This is a genomic window from Streptomyces tubercidicus (genome assembly GCF_027497495.1).
GTDB classification, from domain to species: domain Bacteria; phylum Actinomycetota; class Actinomycetes; order Streptomycetales; family Streptomycetaceae; genus Streptomyces; species Streptomyces tubercidicus.
Window position 1 is genome coordinate 985,042 of sequence record NZ_CP114205.1, and the last position, 15,351, is coordinate 1,000,392.

Annotated in this window: 12 protein-coding genes; 8 read left to right on the forward strand and 4 right to left on the reverse strand. The window is 71.0% G+C overall.

What is annotated here, in order from left to right; all coding sequences use genetic code 11:
* Positions 1-284: 284 nt before the first annotated feature.
* From STRTU_RS36105 to STRTU_RS04210, 5 genes are all read left to right on the forward strand, one after another.
* Entirely contained in the window at positions 285-563 is a 279-nt protein-coding gene (locus STRTU_RS36105; RefSeq protein WP_159742289.1) for an FmdB family zinc ribbon protein, read from the forward strand.
* An 81-nt stretch (positions 564-644) separates the two neighbouring features.
* Positions 645-1,277 carry an AmiS/UreI family transporter gene (locus STRTU_RS04195; protein WP_159742290.1) on the forward strand — a complete coding sequence of 211 codons (633 nt, stop codon included), beginning with the start codon at positions 645-647 and terminating at the stop codon, positions 1,275-1,277.
* A 24-nt stretch (positions 1,278-1,301) separates the two neighbouring features.
* Complete coding sequence (gene fmdA / locus STRTU_RS04200; protein ID WP_159742291.1) at positions 1,302-2,552, forward strand: formamidase; 1,251 nt, start codon at positions 1,302-1,304, stop codon at positions 2,550-2,552.
* A gap of 166 nt (positions 2,553-2,718) precedes the next feature.
* On the forward strand, positions 2,719-4,176 hold the full coding sequence (locus STRTU_RS04205) for a hypothetical protein (protein WP_246240111.1): 1,458 nt from the start codon (positions 2,719-2,721) through the stop codon (positions 4,174-4,176).
* A gap of 141 nt (positions 4,177-4,317) precedes the next feature.
* Positions 4,318-5,109 carry a hypothetical protein gene (locus STRTU_RS04210; protein WP_159742292.1) on the forward strand — a complete coding sequence of 264 codons (792 nt, stop codon included), beginning with the start codon at positions 4,318-4,320 and terminating at the stop codon, positions 5,107-5,109.
* Here the strand turns inward: STRTU_RS04210 and STRTU_RS04215 are convergent.
* Positions 5,003-5,587: an NUDIX hydrolase gene (locus tag STRTU_RS04215; protein WP_159742293.1), complete on the reverse strand. Its 585-nt coding sequence runs from the start codon at positions 5,585-5,587 to the stop codon at positions 5,003-5,005. The genes STRTU_RS04210 and STRTU_RS04215 overlap by 107 nt on opposite strands.
* 154 nt (positions 5,588-5,741) lie before the next feature.
* The gene (locus STRTU_RS04220) at positions 5,742-7,574 is read right to left on the reverse strand and encodes an ABC transporter ATP-binding protein (RefSeq protein WP_159742294.1); all 1,833 of its coding nucleotides are present in this window, start codon (positions 7,572-7,574) and stop codon (positions 5,742-5,744) included.
* Positions 7,575-7,697: 123 nt separating this feature from the next.
* Between STRTU_RS04220 and STRTU_RS04225 the strand changes: the two genes are divergently transcribed.
* Together STRTU_RS04225 and STRTU_RS04230 are read left to right on the forward strand one after the other, a co-directional pair.
* Positions 7,698-8,156, forward strand: a complete 459-nt coding sequence (locus tag STRTU_RS04225) for a MarR family winged helix-turn-helix transcriptional regulator (protein ID WP_159742295.1) — start codon at positions 7,698-7,700, stop codon at positions 8,154-8,156.
* Positions 8,157-8,188: 32 nt separating this feature from the next.
* Positions 8,189-11,119, forward strand: a complete 2,931-nt coding sequence (locus STRTU_RS04230) for an FAD-binding and (Fe-S)-binding domain-containing protein (RefSeq protein ID WP_159742296.1) — start codon at positions 8,189-8,191, stop codon at positions 11,117-11,119.
* A gap of 2 nt (positions 11,120-11,121) precedes the next feature.
* Here STRTU_RS04230 and STRTU_RS04235 read toward each other — a convergent pair whose 3' ends face one another.
* Complete coding sequence (locus STRTU_RS04235) at positions 11,122-12,492, reverse strand: alpha-amylase (protein WP_159742297.1); 1,371 nt, start codon at positions 12,490-12,492, stop codon at positions 11,122-11,124.
* Positions 12,493-12,821: 329 nt separating this feature from the next.
* Between STRTU_RS04235 and STRTU_RS04240 the strand changes: the two genes are divergently transcribed.
* Complete coding sequence (locus STRTU_RS04240) at positions 12,822-14,252, forward strand: Gfo/Idh/MocA family protein (protein WP_159742298.1); 1,431 nt, start codon at positions 12,822-12,824, stop codon at positions 14,250-14,252.
* Positions 14,253-14,366: 114 nt separating this feature from the next.
* Here the strand turns inward: STRTU_RS04240 and STRTU_RS04245 are convergent, their stop codons facing one another.
* Positions 14,367-15,125, reverse strand: a complete 759-nt coding sequence (locus STRTU_RS04245) for a hypothetical protein (RefSeq protein ID WP_159742299.1) — start codon at positions 15,123-15,125, stop codon at positions 14,367-14,369.
* Between the last annotated feature and the right edge of the window lie 226 nt (positions 15,126-15,351).

Below are 15,351 nucleotides of genomic sequence, written 5' to 3' on the forward strand. Positions count from 1 at the left end.
CGCGTGGGCAGCGGCGCGGCAATGCCAGTCACCAAGGCGTTCTCCACGTTCCGTGACGAGTTGATCGGTCTGCGTGAGACCCGTGCGAAAAGCGACGACTCGGGGCTCGTCGTCAGGGCGTTCCGACCCGGTGCGGGCACGGTCGTCCGCGACTTGACACGTGCATTTCCCGGACGTCTCCTTGAAGAAGGAAGTGGGCTGTGGCGCACGGTTGTCGGGGGTCGCGTCGCCACACACTCGGATCGGATTGGCCGGCGTCCACCGGCATCATCCGGAGGCTGCTGATGGCGACCTATGAATTCCAGTGCAGTCGTTGTGGGCCCTTCGACGTGAAGTTGGCGATCGGAACGGCGCCCGCCACCCATGACTGCCCCGTGTGCGCGGGCGCTGCGCGACGCGTCTACACCGCGCCCGGACTCACGCTCACGCCGCACGCGGTCGCTGACCTCCATAACCAGGAGGAACGGGCCCGTGAGGCCCCGGCAGTGGTCTCCGAAGTGCCGTCACGCAGGACAGTGCCGAGGCGCCCGCATCCCGCGCTGTCGCGGTTGCCGCGTTCCTGAGGAGGGTGGTCGACCAGGCAGAACGTCGTAGGCGGGATTTGACGATTCCGTCCCCCACGCGGACTGAGGAGGTGCGTCCCCGTGGGCAACGTGGGACTGCTCTTTGTCGGTGCGGTGCTGTTCATCAACGGCATGCTGCTGCTGGGAAAGGTCGATAGCCGGTCCGGAGCGGTTTTCAACCTTTTCATAGGCTCACTGCAGGTGCTGACGCCGACCTACCTCATCTTCTCCGCCGCTGGTGACCCCCTCAAGATCCTGGCGGCGTCCGGTATTTATCTGTTCGGCTTCACCTACCTCTACGTAGGTGTCGGACTGCTCGCCGGCCTCGACAGCACCGGTGTCGGCTACTACTCGCTCTTCGTGGCAATCGCGGCCCTGGGATACTCGTTCGCCAACTTCCATCTCCTGAAGGACTACCCCTTCGGTGTCATCTGGCTCTACTGGGCATTCCTGTGGTTCCTGTTCTTCCTGCTGCTCGGTCTGAAGTGGGACGGCCTCACCACCTATACGGGCTATGTCACGGCAATCGAGGGCTGGGTCACCGGTGTGATTCCCGCGGCGCTGCTGCTCTCCGGTTACTGGCAGCACCCCACCGAAATCGCCATCGCCCTCGCGGCCTTCGGCGTGGTGGTGTTCGCGGCGCTGTGGCCGCTCACCCGGAAATCGCGGAAGCCGGCGGTCCCGGCAGACGGAACTGTGGGCGCACCAACGTGACCGGATCGTAAATGAGGAGCTGTCATGCCCGAAATTCTCTTCAACGTGGACCACAGCAAGTCGATGCGTGACCAGGACGTCCCCGGGCACAACAGGTGGCACCCGGACATCCCCTCCGTCGCCATGGTGAAGCCGGGATCGGAATTCCGTATGGAGTGCCGTGACTGGACCGACTGCCAGGTCGGCAACAACGACACCGCCAACGACGTACGCGATATCGACCTGACCATCCCCCATATGCTCAGCGGCCCGATAGGCGTGGAGGGCGCCGAACCCGGCGATCTGCTCGTCGTCGACATACTCGACCTCGGCCCCGTGCCGCAGCAGTCCGGGGACGCGGCGGGCCAGGGCTGGGGCTACACCGGCATCTTCGCCAAAGCCAACGGCGGCGGCTTCCTGACCGACTACTTCCCGGACGCCTACAAGGCGATATGGGACTTCCACGGGCAGCAGGCGGTCTCCCGCCACCTTCCCGGAATCCGCTTCACCGGGATCACCCACCCCGGTCTGTTCGGCACCGCCCCGTCCGCGGAGATGCTCGCCCGCTGGAACACCCGCGAGCAGGCGCTGATCGACACCGACCCGAACCGGGTACCGCCGCTCGCCGTACCGCCGGACAGCAACAACGCGCTCGCCGGGACGGCCACCGGAGACCTCGCCACGCGCATCGCCGCGGAAGGGGCCCGCACGGTGCCGGCCCGTGAGAACGGAGGCAACCACGACATCAAGAACTTCACGCGCGGTTCCCGGGTCTACTACCCCGTGTACGTCAAGGACGCCAAGCTCTCGGGCGGCGATCTCCACTTCAGCCAGGGCGACGGAGAGATCACTTTCTGCGGCGCCATCGAGATGGGCGGCTTCATCGACTTCCACGTCGATCTGATCAAGGGCGGCATGGAGACGTACGGCATCAGCACCAACCCCGTCTTCATACCGGGCAACGTCGAGCCCAGGTACACGGAGTTCCTCACCTTCATCGGCGTCTCCGTCGACCACGACACGGACACGAACTACTACCTGGACGCGACGCTGGCCTACCGCCGGGCCTGCCTCAACGCCGTCGAGTACTTCAAGAAGTTCGGCTACAGCGGCGAGCAGGCGTACCTGCTGCTCGGTTCCGCACCCATAGAGGGACGCATCAGCGGCATCGTCGACATCCCCAATGCCTGCTGCTCGCTGTACGTGCCCACCGCCATGTTCGACTTCGACGTCCGCCCGTCCGCCGCCGGCCCGATGAAGGCCGACCGCGGACAGTGCGCGATGGCCGGCGCCTGAACTCGCCTCGGAAGGACCTGTCTGCCGGCCCCACGGCCTGAAGCCGGGGGCCGGCAGCCCTGGCCTGGGGTGGTGGGACGGGCGGCCCTGGCCTGAGCCGGTGGCCGGGATGGGCTGCGACAGGTGTGCGACCCCGCTGTCAGTGGGGATTCCTACACTGATCGGGATGCTCTTCGCACAGGCCGTGCGGGGGCGTGCGCCCGGGGGGAGGGGGCAGCAGATGGTGCTGCGGCAGGACTTACCACCACAGCGTTCCGGTGCGGCCGACCGCGCGCCGGTGCCGGATCCCGGCCCGCCGTCCGCCGCCTCTCCGCGGGCCCTGTCGCCGTCCCGGCTGCTGCCCTGGCTGGCGCGGCTGGGCGCGCCGGCCGCCGCATTCGCCGTGTTCCAGGGCCTGTTGGGGATCCTGCCGGAGAATCTCGCGGCCGAGGCGGCGCGCTACTGCGTGGCGGCGACCGCCGCTGCCGGTGTCGGTGCCGTGGTGTGGCTGGCGGCGGCCCTGCTGCGGGCCCGCGGCGCGGCCGCCTCCGCGGTGGCACCGGCCGTCCCCGTGCCCGTGCCGGCGCCCGCCGGGTCGCTGCCCGAGCTGGTGGACGGCACGTATCAGGCGCTCCGGCGCGGTCTCACGGTGATCGAGGTGCCCGGCCGCGGACCGCTCACGGGCTGGCCGCACTCCCTCGCGGAGAGTGAGCCGCCGGTGCATCCGACGGCGTTCGGCACGGCGTACGGGCTGCATCTGCTGCTCGACATCGCGCCGTACGACGGCCGAATACGGGCCGGGGAGGTGGCCGAGACGCTGTGGCGGCTGCGGCTTCCCGGCGGCGGGTGGGCCGCCCGGTCCCAGGGCAGCGGGGCGCGCCCCGAGGTGTCCGCGATCGTGCTGGGTGCGCTGGCGCGGGCCGGTGCCGATGCACGGCTGCTGGAGGCGGAAATACGCTCCTGCGAGGTGCTGTGGGACCCGGACCATGACGCGTCGGGGCTGGCCAACACCTACGTGGTCACGAATGTGCTGCGCGGGCTGCTGCGGGCGGCGCCCGGGGCCGCCGCGCTGGACGGACTGCGTGAGGTGCTGGTCAATGGCGCCACGGCCGATCCGGCGCGGGACCATCACCGCTGCTGGGGCGCGGCGCTGGCCACCGGACACGGCAATCCGGCACCGTCCGCGGTGCACACCGCGCGGGCTGTGGTGGCGCTGGACCGGGCCGCCCGGGTACTGGGCGAGGACGAACGGCAGCGTGCGGTGCGTGAGGAGGGATTGCGCTGGCTGCTGGCCGGTCCGGCGGCGCCCGGGGGCGGCGCGGCCGATCTGCTGAACTGCCAGGAGGAGGTGCGGCGGCCGGTCCAGGAGGATCCGCTGCATCAGGAGCTGCTGTCCGTACGGCACTTCGCGGCCGCCTGGGTGGCCCGCGCGCTGATGACGGACGGCGCCCGGCAGGTGGCGGACGGGGAGGTGGGGCTGCCGGTGTGGGAGGCCCAGCTGGCCGCCGCCGTGGCGCGGGTGCACGGTATGCAGCAGGGCGGGGTGTGGCGGTGGGACGACGGGCCCATGGGACACCCGGTGTGGATGGCGTATCAGGGCCTGTCGGTGCTGCGGCGGTATGCCCTGATGGTCTATCGGCCGTGAGGCGGGGCGAGTTGCGGGGGCCGGGGGCGGCCGGAGGTGTCGTGGGTCGGTGCGGGGCAGGGGGCGGTGCGGGCCAGGAGGCGGGGCGGTTCGGCTCAGGAGACCGGTGCGGGCCATGGGGTCGGTGAAGGGGAGGCGGAGATGCAGGTCGAGGAGGCCCGGCGGCTGCTGGTGGACGGGCTGGGCGCGGGTCCTGAGCCGCCGTCGCCCGAGTCGGCGCGCCATGCGATCGCGCAGTTGGCGCAGCCCGGCACGCTCGGTCCGCTGGTGCGCCGATTAGCCGTCGGTGATCTGGAGCTCGCGGAGTGCGTCCGGCTGTCGTACCGCCATGTGCTGGGCTTCGACAAGCTGGTGCTGCTGTCCGGTGCGCCCCGGTTCATGCTGCGGGTGCATTTCTGGCACGGCACGGCCGGTGCCGTCTCCGAGGACATCCACAATCACCGCTGTGCGATCGCCTCGGCGGTGGTCCGCGGCCGGGTGCGGATGGAGTGCTACGAGCCGGCCGCGGACGGCGTGCCCGCGGTCGCCTACCGGGAGACCATCGACGGCCCCGGCGGGGCCTGGCAACTGCGACGGGTCGGCGACGCACGGCTGCGGCTGCTGCACACCGAGCAGTACGGCGCCGGGCGGAGCTACGGCCTGGCGGCCCATACGCTGCACCGGGTGGAGAGCGTGGAGCCGACGGTGACGCTGTTTCTGGAGACCGCCCCACAGCGGTCGATGACCGACGTCTATGTCCGGAGCCGCGGCCGCGTCACGGACCGCGGCTCCGTCGGCGACTGCGGCTCCGTCAGCGGCCGCGGCCCCGTCAGGCCCGCCGGTGAGCTCAGCGCCGCCCGCGGCGAGCGCGCGCATCCGCCGCCCAAGACTCCGCTGCCGCCGGCCGTCTACCTTGCTGAACTCGATTCCCTGGCAGGGTCTTTGGGCTATTGAACGGCAGCGGCCCCGGATGCCCGAAGCGGGCCGTCATGGCGCGGAGGCCGACGGCGTCCAGCCGGCCGCCGAGCGCCTGGCGGATCACCGTGAGGTTGTAGGCGTCCACCCCGGCCTCGGCCAGCTCGGCGGGCCTCGCCCAGCGGTAGACCTGGTCCGCGCTGGGCAGGACGACGTCCAGCGTGAGCGGGCGGACGATGAAGTTCTCCTGATGGTTGTGGACGCGGCGGCCCTGGTAGTCGCTCAGGAAGCTGGTCGAGCCGGTGTGGGCGACGATGGTGCCCAGCAGCCCGGTCTCCTCCTTCAACTCCCGTAGAGCACCGCTCTCGGCGGACTCCCCACGATCGAGCTTCCCGCACGGCACACCCCAGGCGCCGGGCAGAAATCGCTCGCGGTAGCTACGGCGCACGATCAGCACGCGGGCGTGGTGCACCACCACCGCCGCGGCCAGATAAGTGTCGGCTGCAATCTGATTCATCGGACTTCTCGCAATCCGAAGTGACGGGCGTCAGGCCCGTGGCGGACGTCCACCGTACCGGCGATGAATCAGCGAGGGACCGGTTCCGCAGCCATGTCGAAGAGTGGGTGCGGCGGCCACCCCGACCATTGAACTGACCGCCGCGCGTTTGACCTTACCCGCGGGTTACTTGCGAGGTCATCACGTGATCGGAGACCGGGGTGAGGTGTGCGTCACGCCGTACCAGCGCCGCATAGCGTCCGTCGGCGGCGAGCAGTTCGTCATGGGTGCCGCGTTCGGCGATCCGGCCGGCGTCCAGCACGACGATCTGGTCGGCGTCGCGGACCGTGGACAGGCGGTGCGCGATGGTGAGGGTGGTGCGGCCGGCGGACAGCTCGTCGATGGCCTGCTGCACGGCGTGTTCGGTGCGGGTGTCCAGGGCGCTGGTCGCCTCGTCCAGGACGAGGACGGGCGGGTCGCGCAGGATGGTGCGGGCGAGCGCGAGGCGCTGTTTCTCGCCGCCGGAGAAGCGGTAGCCGCGCTCGCCCACGAGGGTGTCGTAGCCGTCGGGGAGGGCCGCGATGTGGTCGTGGATCTGGGCGGCGCGGGCGGCGCGTTCGATGTCCTCGTCGGTGGCGTCCGGCTTGGCGAAGCGGAGGTTGTCGGCGACCGAGGCGTGGAAGAGGTAGGTCTCCTGGGAGACCACGCCGACGGCGCGGGCCAGGGTGTCGAAGTCGAGGTCGCGGACGTCCGTGCCGTCGAGGGTGACCCGGCCTCCGGTCACGTCGTAGAGGCGTGGCACCAGATAGCTCAGGGTGCTCTTGCCGCTGCCGGTCGGCCCGACGATGGCGAGGCTGCCGCCGGCGGGGAGGGTCAGATCGATGCCGTCGAGGGTGGTGGCGGCCTCGGGGTCGTAGCGGAACGTCACGTTCTCGAAGCGGACTTCACCGCGCGGGGCCGGGATACGGACCGGTTCGGCGGGCTCGGTGATGGCGACCGGCAGATCGAGGTACTCGAAGATGCGCTGGAAGAGCGCGAGCGAGGTCTGCATCTGTACGCCGGTGGACAGCAGGGAGACGGTGGGGCGCAGCAGGCCCTGCTGGAGCGAGACGAAGGCGACGAGGGTGCCGAGGGAGAAGGCCGGGCCGCCCAGTTGGAGGACCAGGCCGGCCGCCCAGTAGATCAGGGCGGGCATGGCGGCCATCACGATCCCGATGGTGGCCATCCGCCAGCGGCCGGCCATGCTGGCGCGGACCTCCAGGTCGACCAGCCGCTCGGATTCACCGGCGAAGGTACGGGTGAGGGAGTCGGCGCGGCCCATCGTGCGGCCGAGGAGGATGCCGCTGACCGAGAGGGACTCGGTGACCATCGCGGACATGGCGGCCATCTGCTTCTGCCGCTGGGTGGTGATCTTCTTGCGTTCGTTGCCGACCCGGCGGCTGATCCAGACGAAGAGCGGAAGCAGCAGCAGTGAGACGGCGGTCAGCCGCCAGTCGAGGGCGAGCATGGCGCAGACGGTGGCGAGGACGGAGGTCAGGTTGGAGACCAGGGAGGTGGCGGTGGAGGTGACCGTCGCCTGCATACCGCCGATGTCATTGGCGATCCGGGACTGGACCTCGCCGGTGCGGGTGCGGGTGAAGAAGGCCAGCGGCATCCGCTGCAGCTTGCCGTAGACGGCGGTGCGCAGATCGTGCATGACGCGCTGGCCGACGGTGGTGGAGAGCAGGGTCTGCAGGACGCCGAAGACGCTGGTGGTGACCGCGGTGGCGATCATGCCGAGGGCGAGCAGGGTCAGCAGTCCGGTGCGCCGGCCGGGTATCGCCACGTCCAGGATCTCGCGGAGGAGAAAGGGCGAGGCGACCGAGACCAGCGAGGAGGCGCCGACGAGCAGGCCGACGAGGGCGAGCCGGGCGCGGTAGGGGCGGAAGAGCGCGAGGATCCGCCGCAACGGGACCGGTTTTCCCGGGTCCTTGGGCGGTGCGGTCCACTGGGGTTCGTCGCTGCGCATGGGCTCCTTCGGGGGTGCGGAAGACGGCCAGGGGGCCGCCGGACGGACAAGCATCGTGGAGCTTAGCTCATTGTTACCTATACTCACAATGAATAAACTCCGGCTGTCCGCTATCCTCGCGGTATGCCCTCCTCCGAGCCGACGGTCAGCACCACGAACCTCGCCGAGCAGCTGGTACGGCTGACCCGCCGGATGCACCGCGCCCAGAAGCACCAGCTGGCCCACCTGGACCTCGCGTTCACCCCCGCGCAGTCCCGGCTGCTGCGGATCGTCGCCCACTACGGCGACACCCCGCCGCGGATGGCCGATCTCGCCGAGCGGCTGGAGGTCGTGCCGCGCGCGGTGACCACGCTGGTGGACGCGCTGGAGACCCAGGGCGCGGTGCGCCGGGTACCCGATCCGGCCAACCGGCGGGTGATCCGGATCGAGCTGACCGACACCGGCCATACCGCGATGCGGGCGTTGCGCAGCGCACGGCGGGCCGCGGCGGAGGAGATCCTGGCACCGCTCACCGCCGATCAGCGCGAGGTGCTCGGCGGACTGCTGTCCACCCTGGTCGACGGGCCGGGGGCCCCGCATTGAGCTGACACACCGTCAACCGGAGGAGTGCCGCCATGCCCCTGCTGGAGCCGGATCCCCAGACCCTGCGGCCCACCGCCCCCGGCGGCCCGGCCCACGACCGGGTGGCCGCCCCGCGCGCGTCCGGCACCCCCGAGCCGCTGCGCGGTGACCTGATCGCGCTGCTCGGCGCGGACAAGGTGCTCCACAAGCTCTCCGACCTGGTCCGCTACGCCTCCGACGCCAGCCCGTACCGCTTCGTCCCGCAGGCCGTGGTGATGGCCGAGGATCTCGACGACATCTCCGCGGTCTTCTCCTACGCGCACGGCAAGGGCCGCAAGGTCGTCTTCCGGGCCGCCGGGACCTCCCTCAACGGCCAGGCGCAGGGCGAGGACATCCTCATCGACGTACGCCGCCACTGGACGGGCATCGAGGTGCTCGACGGCGGGGCCCGCGCCCGCATCCGGCCGGGGACCACCGTGCTGCGCGCCAACACCACGCTGGCCCGCCACGGCCGGGTACTCGGGCCCGATCCGGCCAGCGCCGTCGCCTGCACCCTGGGCGGCGTGGTCGCCAACAACGCCTCCGGGATGACGGCCGGCACCACCCGTAACTCCTACCGGACCCTGGCCTCGGTCACCCTGGTGCTGCCGTCGGGCACCATCGTCGACACCGCGGAAGCGGACGCCGACGCGGAGCTGGCGCACGCCGAACCGGCGCTGTGCGCGGGCCTGCTGGCGCTGAAGGCGGAGATCGAGGCGGATCCGGACCTGGTGGCCAGGATCCGCGCCAAGTACCAGATCAAGAACACCAACGGCTACCGCCTGGACGCCTTCCTCGACGGCGCGACACCGGTGGAGATCCTGCGCGGACTGATGGTCGGCTCCGAAGGGACCCTCGGCTTCCTGGCCGAGACCGTCTTCGACACCCTGCCGCTGGACCGGTGCACCTCCAGTGCGCTGCTGTTCTTCCCGACGCTCGGCGCCGCGGCCGCGGCCGTACCGCGGTTCAACGCGGCGGGCGCGCGGGCCGTCGAGCTGATGGACGGCAACACGTTGCGCGCCTCGGTGCGGGTGGCCGGGGTGCCCGCGGACTGGGCGGCGCTGCCCAAGGAGACGACCGCGCTGCTGGTGGAGTTCCGGGCACCCGACGAGGCCGGCCAGGCGGCGTACGAACGGGCCGCGGCGCAGGTGCTGACGGAACTGGAGCTGGTCGCGCCGGTCCCGTCCGTCACCAATGCCTTCACCCGGGACCCCGGGGCGATCGGCGGCTACTGGAAGGCGCGCAAGGCGTTCGTGACGGCGGTGGGCGGCTCCCGGCCGCCCGGGACGACGCTGATCACCGAGGACTTCGCGGTGCCGCCCGCCCGGCTCGCCGAGGCCGGTACGGCCCTGCTGGAACTCCAGTCGCGGCACGGTTTCGACGCGGCCGTCGCGGGCCACGCCGCACACGGCAATCTGCACTTCCTGCTCGCCTTCGACGCGGCGGAACCGGCCGAGGTGGCGCGCTACGCCGCGTTCATGGACGAGTTCTGCCGGCTGACCGTCGAGCGCTTCGACGGCTCGCTGAAGGCCGAGCACGCCACCGGCCGGAACATCGCGCCGTTCCTGGAGCTCGAATGGGGCGAGCGGGCAACGGAGTTGATGTGGCGGATCAAGGAGACCGTGGACCCGCACGGCATCCTGGCGCCGCGGGTGCTGCTGGACCGCGATCCGCGGGCGCATCTGCGCGGGCTGAAGACCATCCCCCGGGTCGAGGCCCGCGCCGACCCGTGCATCGAATGCGGCTTCTGCGAACCGGCCTGCCCCAGTGGCGACCTGACCACCACTCCCCGCCAACGGATCGTGCTGCGCCGCGAGATGCTGCGCCAGCCGGCCGGCTCCCCCGTCACCACCGCGCTGCTGGACGCGTACGGCTATGACGCGGTGGACACCTGCGCCGGCGACTCGCTCTGCCAACTGGCGTGCCCGGTGGGGATCGACACCGGTGCGCTGATGAAGGAGTTCCGGCACCGGCGCCACACCTCGCGCGAGGAGTGGGCCGCCGCGCAGTCCGCCCGGCAGTTCAAGGCCGTCGAGAAGGCGGCGCGGCTGGCGGTGGCCGCCGCCGACCGGGTCGGCGACCGGCTGCTGAGGTCGCTGACCGGCGCGGCCCGTAAGGCCGTGCGCCCCGACCTGGTGCCCGAGTGGCTGCCGCGGATTCCCGGCGCGGCGCCCCGTACCCGGCCCGTGACCCGGCGGGCGGGGGCGGCAGCGGTCTACTACCCGGCGTGTGTGAACCGGATCTTCGGGCCGCCCGCCGGGTTCGACGGGCCGTCGCTGCCCGAGGCGGTGGTGGCGGTGTCCCGGCGGGCGGGCCGGCCGGTGTGGATTCCGCCGGACGTGGCCGGGACCTGCTGCGCCACGATCTGGCAGTCCAAGGGGTACCGGAGCGGCACCGAGGTGATGGCCAACCGGATCGTCGAGGCGGCCTGGGGGTGGACGGCGGGCGGCCTGCTGCCTCTGGTGGTGGACGCGTCCTCGTGCACCCTGGGCCTCGCCCATGAGGTCGTGCCGTATCTGACGCCCGGCAATCGCGCGCTGCACCAGGAGCTGACCGTCGTCGACTCGGTCGTCTGGGCGGCCGAGGAGCTGCTGCCCCGTCTGGAGACGGTCCGCACGGTCGGCTCGGCGGTGCTCCATCCCACCTGCGCCATGGAGCACTTGGGCGACGGGACAGCGCTGCGACGGGTCGCCGAGGCCTGTGCGCGGGAGGTCGTGGTGCCGGATGACGTGGGCTGCTGTGCGTTCGCCGGGGACCGCGGGATGCTGCACAGGGAGCTGACCGAGTCGGCCACCGCGAAGGAGGCGGCCGAGGTGACCGCCCGGCACTTCGACGCGCATCTGTCGGCGAACCGGATGTGCGAGGTCGGGATGGACCATGCGACGGCGGGCCGGGGCTATTACTCGGTCCTCCAGGCGCTGGAGAGGGCCACCCGGCCCGCTTGAGGTCAGCGCGTGAGGTGCAGCGCCACCGCTCCCTTGGCGGGGACGGAGAGCCGGGCCTTCCCGTCGTCCCCCACGGTGACGGTGTGGCCGTCGCACGCGGACGGCTTGGCCGCCACGACATTGCAGTACGTACCGGCGGGCAGCGAGGTGGCGAAGGTCTGTGTCAGCTCCCCGTCACCGTTGTTGAGGGCGACGAACCCCTTGCCATCCCGGGCGAAGGCGATCGCGCTGCCGCCGTTGTCCCACCAGTCGGTCAGCTCCGCCGCGCCCACCGCATTGCGGAAACCGACCATCCCGGTGATCGCCTGCTTGGCGTGCTGACGGGTCCAGCCGTCGCTGCCGCCGGGCGGTCCGGCGTCCTTGTCGGACCATTCATAGCCGGAGTAGACGTTCGGCGCCCCGTAGGGCGAGGCGAGCATGAAGACGTTGGCCAGTGTGTAGGCGGCGCCGTCCTTGTAGGTGAGCGTCGAGCCGTTGCGCTCGGTGTCCCAGTTGTCGACGAAGGTACGGGCCTTGTCGCTGCCGAGCTTGCCGTCCGCGATGGTCTTGAGCTGAGCGAGGTTGCCGCCCTGGAAGGCGCTCTTGAGATGGCTGCCGTAACGGAATTCATCGACATCGCCGTTGCCGGTGTACTCCTCGGGCCGCACCGCCTCACCGGCGCCGTGGATGACCTCCTGCACCCAGTAGCCGGGGGCGCGCATCGTGCCCTTGATGGCGGCGAGGTCGGAGGCCGGGATGTGCTTGGCGGCGTCCGCCCGGAGGCCGTCCACGCCCAGCGACCGCAGATCGTCGAGGTACTTGGCGATGGTGGCGCGGACCTGGTCGCGGCCGGTGTCGAGGTCGGCGAGGCCCACCAGTTCGCAGGTCTGGACGTCGTCGCGGTCGCCGTAGTCGGAGATGCTCTTGCGGCAGCCGTGGAAGTCCTGGTCCTGGTAGGTGCCGGGGTAGTCGTACTTGGTGTACTGGGTGCCGCCGGTGCCCGTACCGGATCCGGCCGCCATGTGGTTGATGACGGCGTCGGCGATGACCTTGACGCCCGCGTCGTGGCAGGCGCTGACCATCGAGGCGAACGCGGTCCGGTCGCCGAGCCGTCCGGCAATCTTGTAGCTGACGGGTTGGTAGGAGGTCCACCACTGGTCGCCCTGGATGTGCTCGGAGGCGGGTGAGACCTCGACATAGCCGTAGCCGGCCGGGCCGAGCTGATCGGTGCATGCCTGGGCGACGTCCGCGTACTTCCACTCGAACAGCGTGGCGGTGACGGTCCTTTCGCCGGGTGGGGCGGCCTGGGAGGGCCACGGGGCGAAGGTGGCGAGGCCGGCCGCGGCCAGTACTCCGGCCAGCGCCCGGACCGGCACACGGGAACGTTGCTGCATCTTGCGGCTCCTTGGTCATGGGGCACGGCAGCGCGCACCGCGCCCACGAGAGCAGCCACGCGCCGGCCGCCATGGGGGATGTCCGTACCGGAGCCTGCCGTTCGCCTCGTGGACACGTCAAGGCTTTCTGCAAGGCTTTTCAGTGACTTGCGAAAGGTGCTGGCGGTGGCCCGTCCTGCCTTGCCGCGAAGGATCCGGTAATGCGGCAAAGAGTCCAAGCGTGCCGTAACAAGAGTCCAATCGGCCCTCTTGTGCCTCAGGCCGACGGCCGACAGGGTCCTGACCGAGGTTCACGTATGCCCCGGCACACCACCGCTCCTGGAGGACCGATGAACGAGGCACCATCGCAGAACCACGACGACAACGAGGCCGGGCCGAGCCGCCGTTCGGTCCTGTGGACCGCCGGTGCGGCGGGCGCCGGGCTGGGGCTGGGCGGCCTGTCGTCCGGACCGGCCGCGGCGGCCGCACCGGGCGCCGCGGGCCCCGCGACGGCCGCCGCGGCCCCCCGCGCCACGGGCCGGACGATGATCGGAGTGCCGTTCGAGCGGCGCGGCACCGTACGTGTCGGGATCATCGGCCTCGGCAACCGGGGCGGCAGCATGATCGACCTCTTTCTCGCGGTGCCGGGCGTCCGCGTCGTCGCGCTGTGCGACCCGGTGAAGGAGAAGACCGCCAAGGCCGCCAAGAAGGTCACCGACGCGGGGCAGCCGGCGCCCGCCGTCTACACCAAGGGCGAGCACGACTTCGAGAACCTCTGCAAGCGCGGCGACATCGACTTCGTCTACGCGGCCACGCCCTGGGACTGGCATTTCGACATGGCGAAGACCGCGATGCTCAACGGCAAGCATGTGGGCGTGGAATGCCCCCTGGCGCTGCGCCTGGACCAGCTGTGGGAGCTGGTCGACCTCTCCGAGCGCACCCGCAGACACTGTATGCAGCTGGAGAACTGCTGTTACGGCAAGAACGAGATGCGGGTGCTGCGGATGGCCCATGCGGGCCTGTTCGGAGACCTGCTGCACGGCGCCGGCGCCTACAACCACGATCTGCGCGGCCTGATGTTCGACCCCAAGTACTACGAGGGGCCCTGGCGCCGGCTGTGGCACACCCGGCTGCGCGGCGACCTCTACCCCAACCACGGATTCGGCCCGGTCGCCAACTACATGGACGTCAACCGCGGTGACCGCGCCGTACGGATCTCCAGCTTCGGCACCCCCGCGCTCGGTCTCGCCGCCTACCGCAAGGAACACATGCCGGCGAACGACCCCAGCTGGAAGGAGTCGTATATCGAGAGCGACCGGACGATCAGCCTCGTCCAGACCGCCAAGGGGCGGGTGATCCGGCTGGAGCACGATGTCTCCACCCCGCACCCGTACAGCCGGATCAACAGCCTCGGCGGCACCAAGGGCGTCTTCGAGGACTACCCCGAGCGGATCTATCTGGAGCCGGACCAGAGCAACGACGAGTGGGGCGACTTCAGCAAGTACGCGGAGTGGGACCACTGGCTGTGGAAGGAGCACGCCAACCCGCCCGGCGGACACGGCGGTATGGACTACATGCTGGTCTTCCGGCTGATCCAGTGCATGCGGCTGGGCCTCGTCCCGGACTTCGACGTCTATGACGCGGCGACCTGGACCGCGCCGGTGCCGTTGAGCGATCTGTCGATCAAGGCGAAGGGCGCGCCGCAGGAGATCCCCGACTTCACCCGCGGGCTGTGGAAGAAGGCGCGGCCGGGGATGGATTCGAAGAAGCCCGAGGAGTAGGAGCCGGGGGTGCTCCGGGGGCCCGGCGGGCGGTGGCGGCGCGCCGGCCGGGCTCTCCTCGTCGACGGCGTACGCCCCGCACGCCCGGCGCTCCCGTGCGCCCCGTTATGCCTCTCAGGCGGCCAGGTGCGCCTTGTCCCCCATGACGACGACGGGGCGCCGCGCCGGATCGAGGGCGCGCAACAAGGCCCGCATACCGGTCTTCGGGACGCTGACACAGGCGGATGTGCCGCTTCCATGGTCCATATGCAGCCAAACCCCGCCGCCCTTGGACTGGCCCTCCGGCCGGGTCGGGTCCAGTGGGGAGGTCCCCTTGACGCGGTTGTAGTTGATGGCGACGACATAGTCGAAGTCGTGGCGAGTGTTCTGGGACCAGTACGACGGCGGGGTGAACGCCGATGAGTGCGTATAGGGCAGCTTGGCGCCGGGGTCCGCGAGCACACCGCCCGCGTCGGTCAGCGTGAACACCCCGACGGGGCTGCGCTTGTCCCCTTCGTGATGATTCACCGTCCAGCCGCGCCGGCCGTTGTGCGCGTCCCAACTCCCTTTACGGCCCCAGCCGTTGGCGCCCTTGTCGTAGAGGACGACGGTGGCGTCGGCGGAGTTCACACCCGCGCCGTAGACCGCCACGACCTGCCGGGAAGCGGCCGGGATCCGTGCGCGCAGCGCCGCGCCGACCTCGGGGATGCGCTTGAGGTGCGTAGTGGCCGACCCGCCATGCGCCGGACCACCGGGCCGCTCCCCCTTCGCCGCGCCGTCATCCTTGCCACCGCCGTCCCGGCCGCCGCCCGTACCGCCACCGCAGCCCACCAGAAGAACCAGCCCCGCCGCGGCCACCGCCGCCACCCGTATCGCCCTGCCCGCTGTCCGCATGGCCCCATGGTCGCACTCAGGGTCCGACGGCCAGTCAGCGCTCACCCGCCGCCCCGAACCGGCGCACGCACGATTGTCCGGATCGCGCGGCCACATCGGAAAAACCGTTTGAAATCCGCCCAGCCCGCGGGCCACCCTTCCAGCACCTCCACCGGCGACGAGACCTCCGCGGGAGGGCACTTCGCCTGCCGGGACGGCCCGCTGCCGCCCCCTCACCACGACTCCG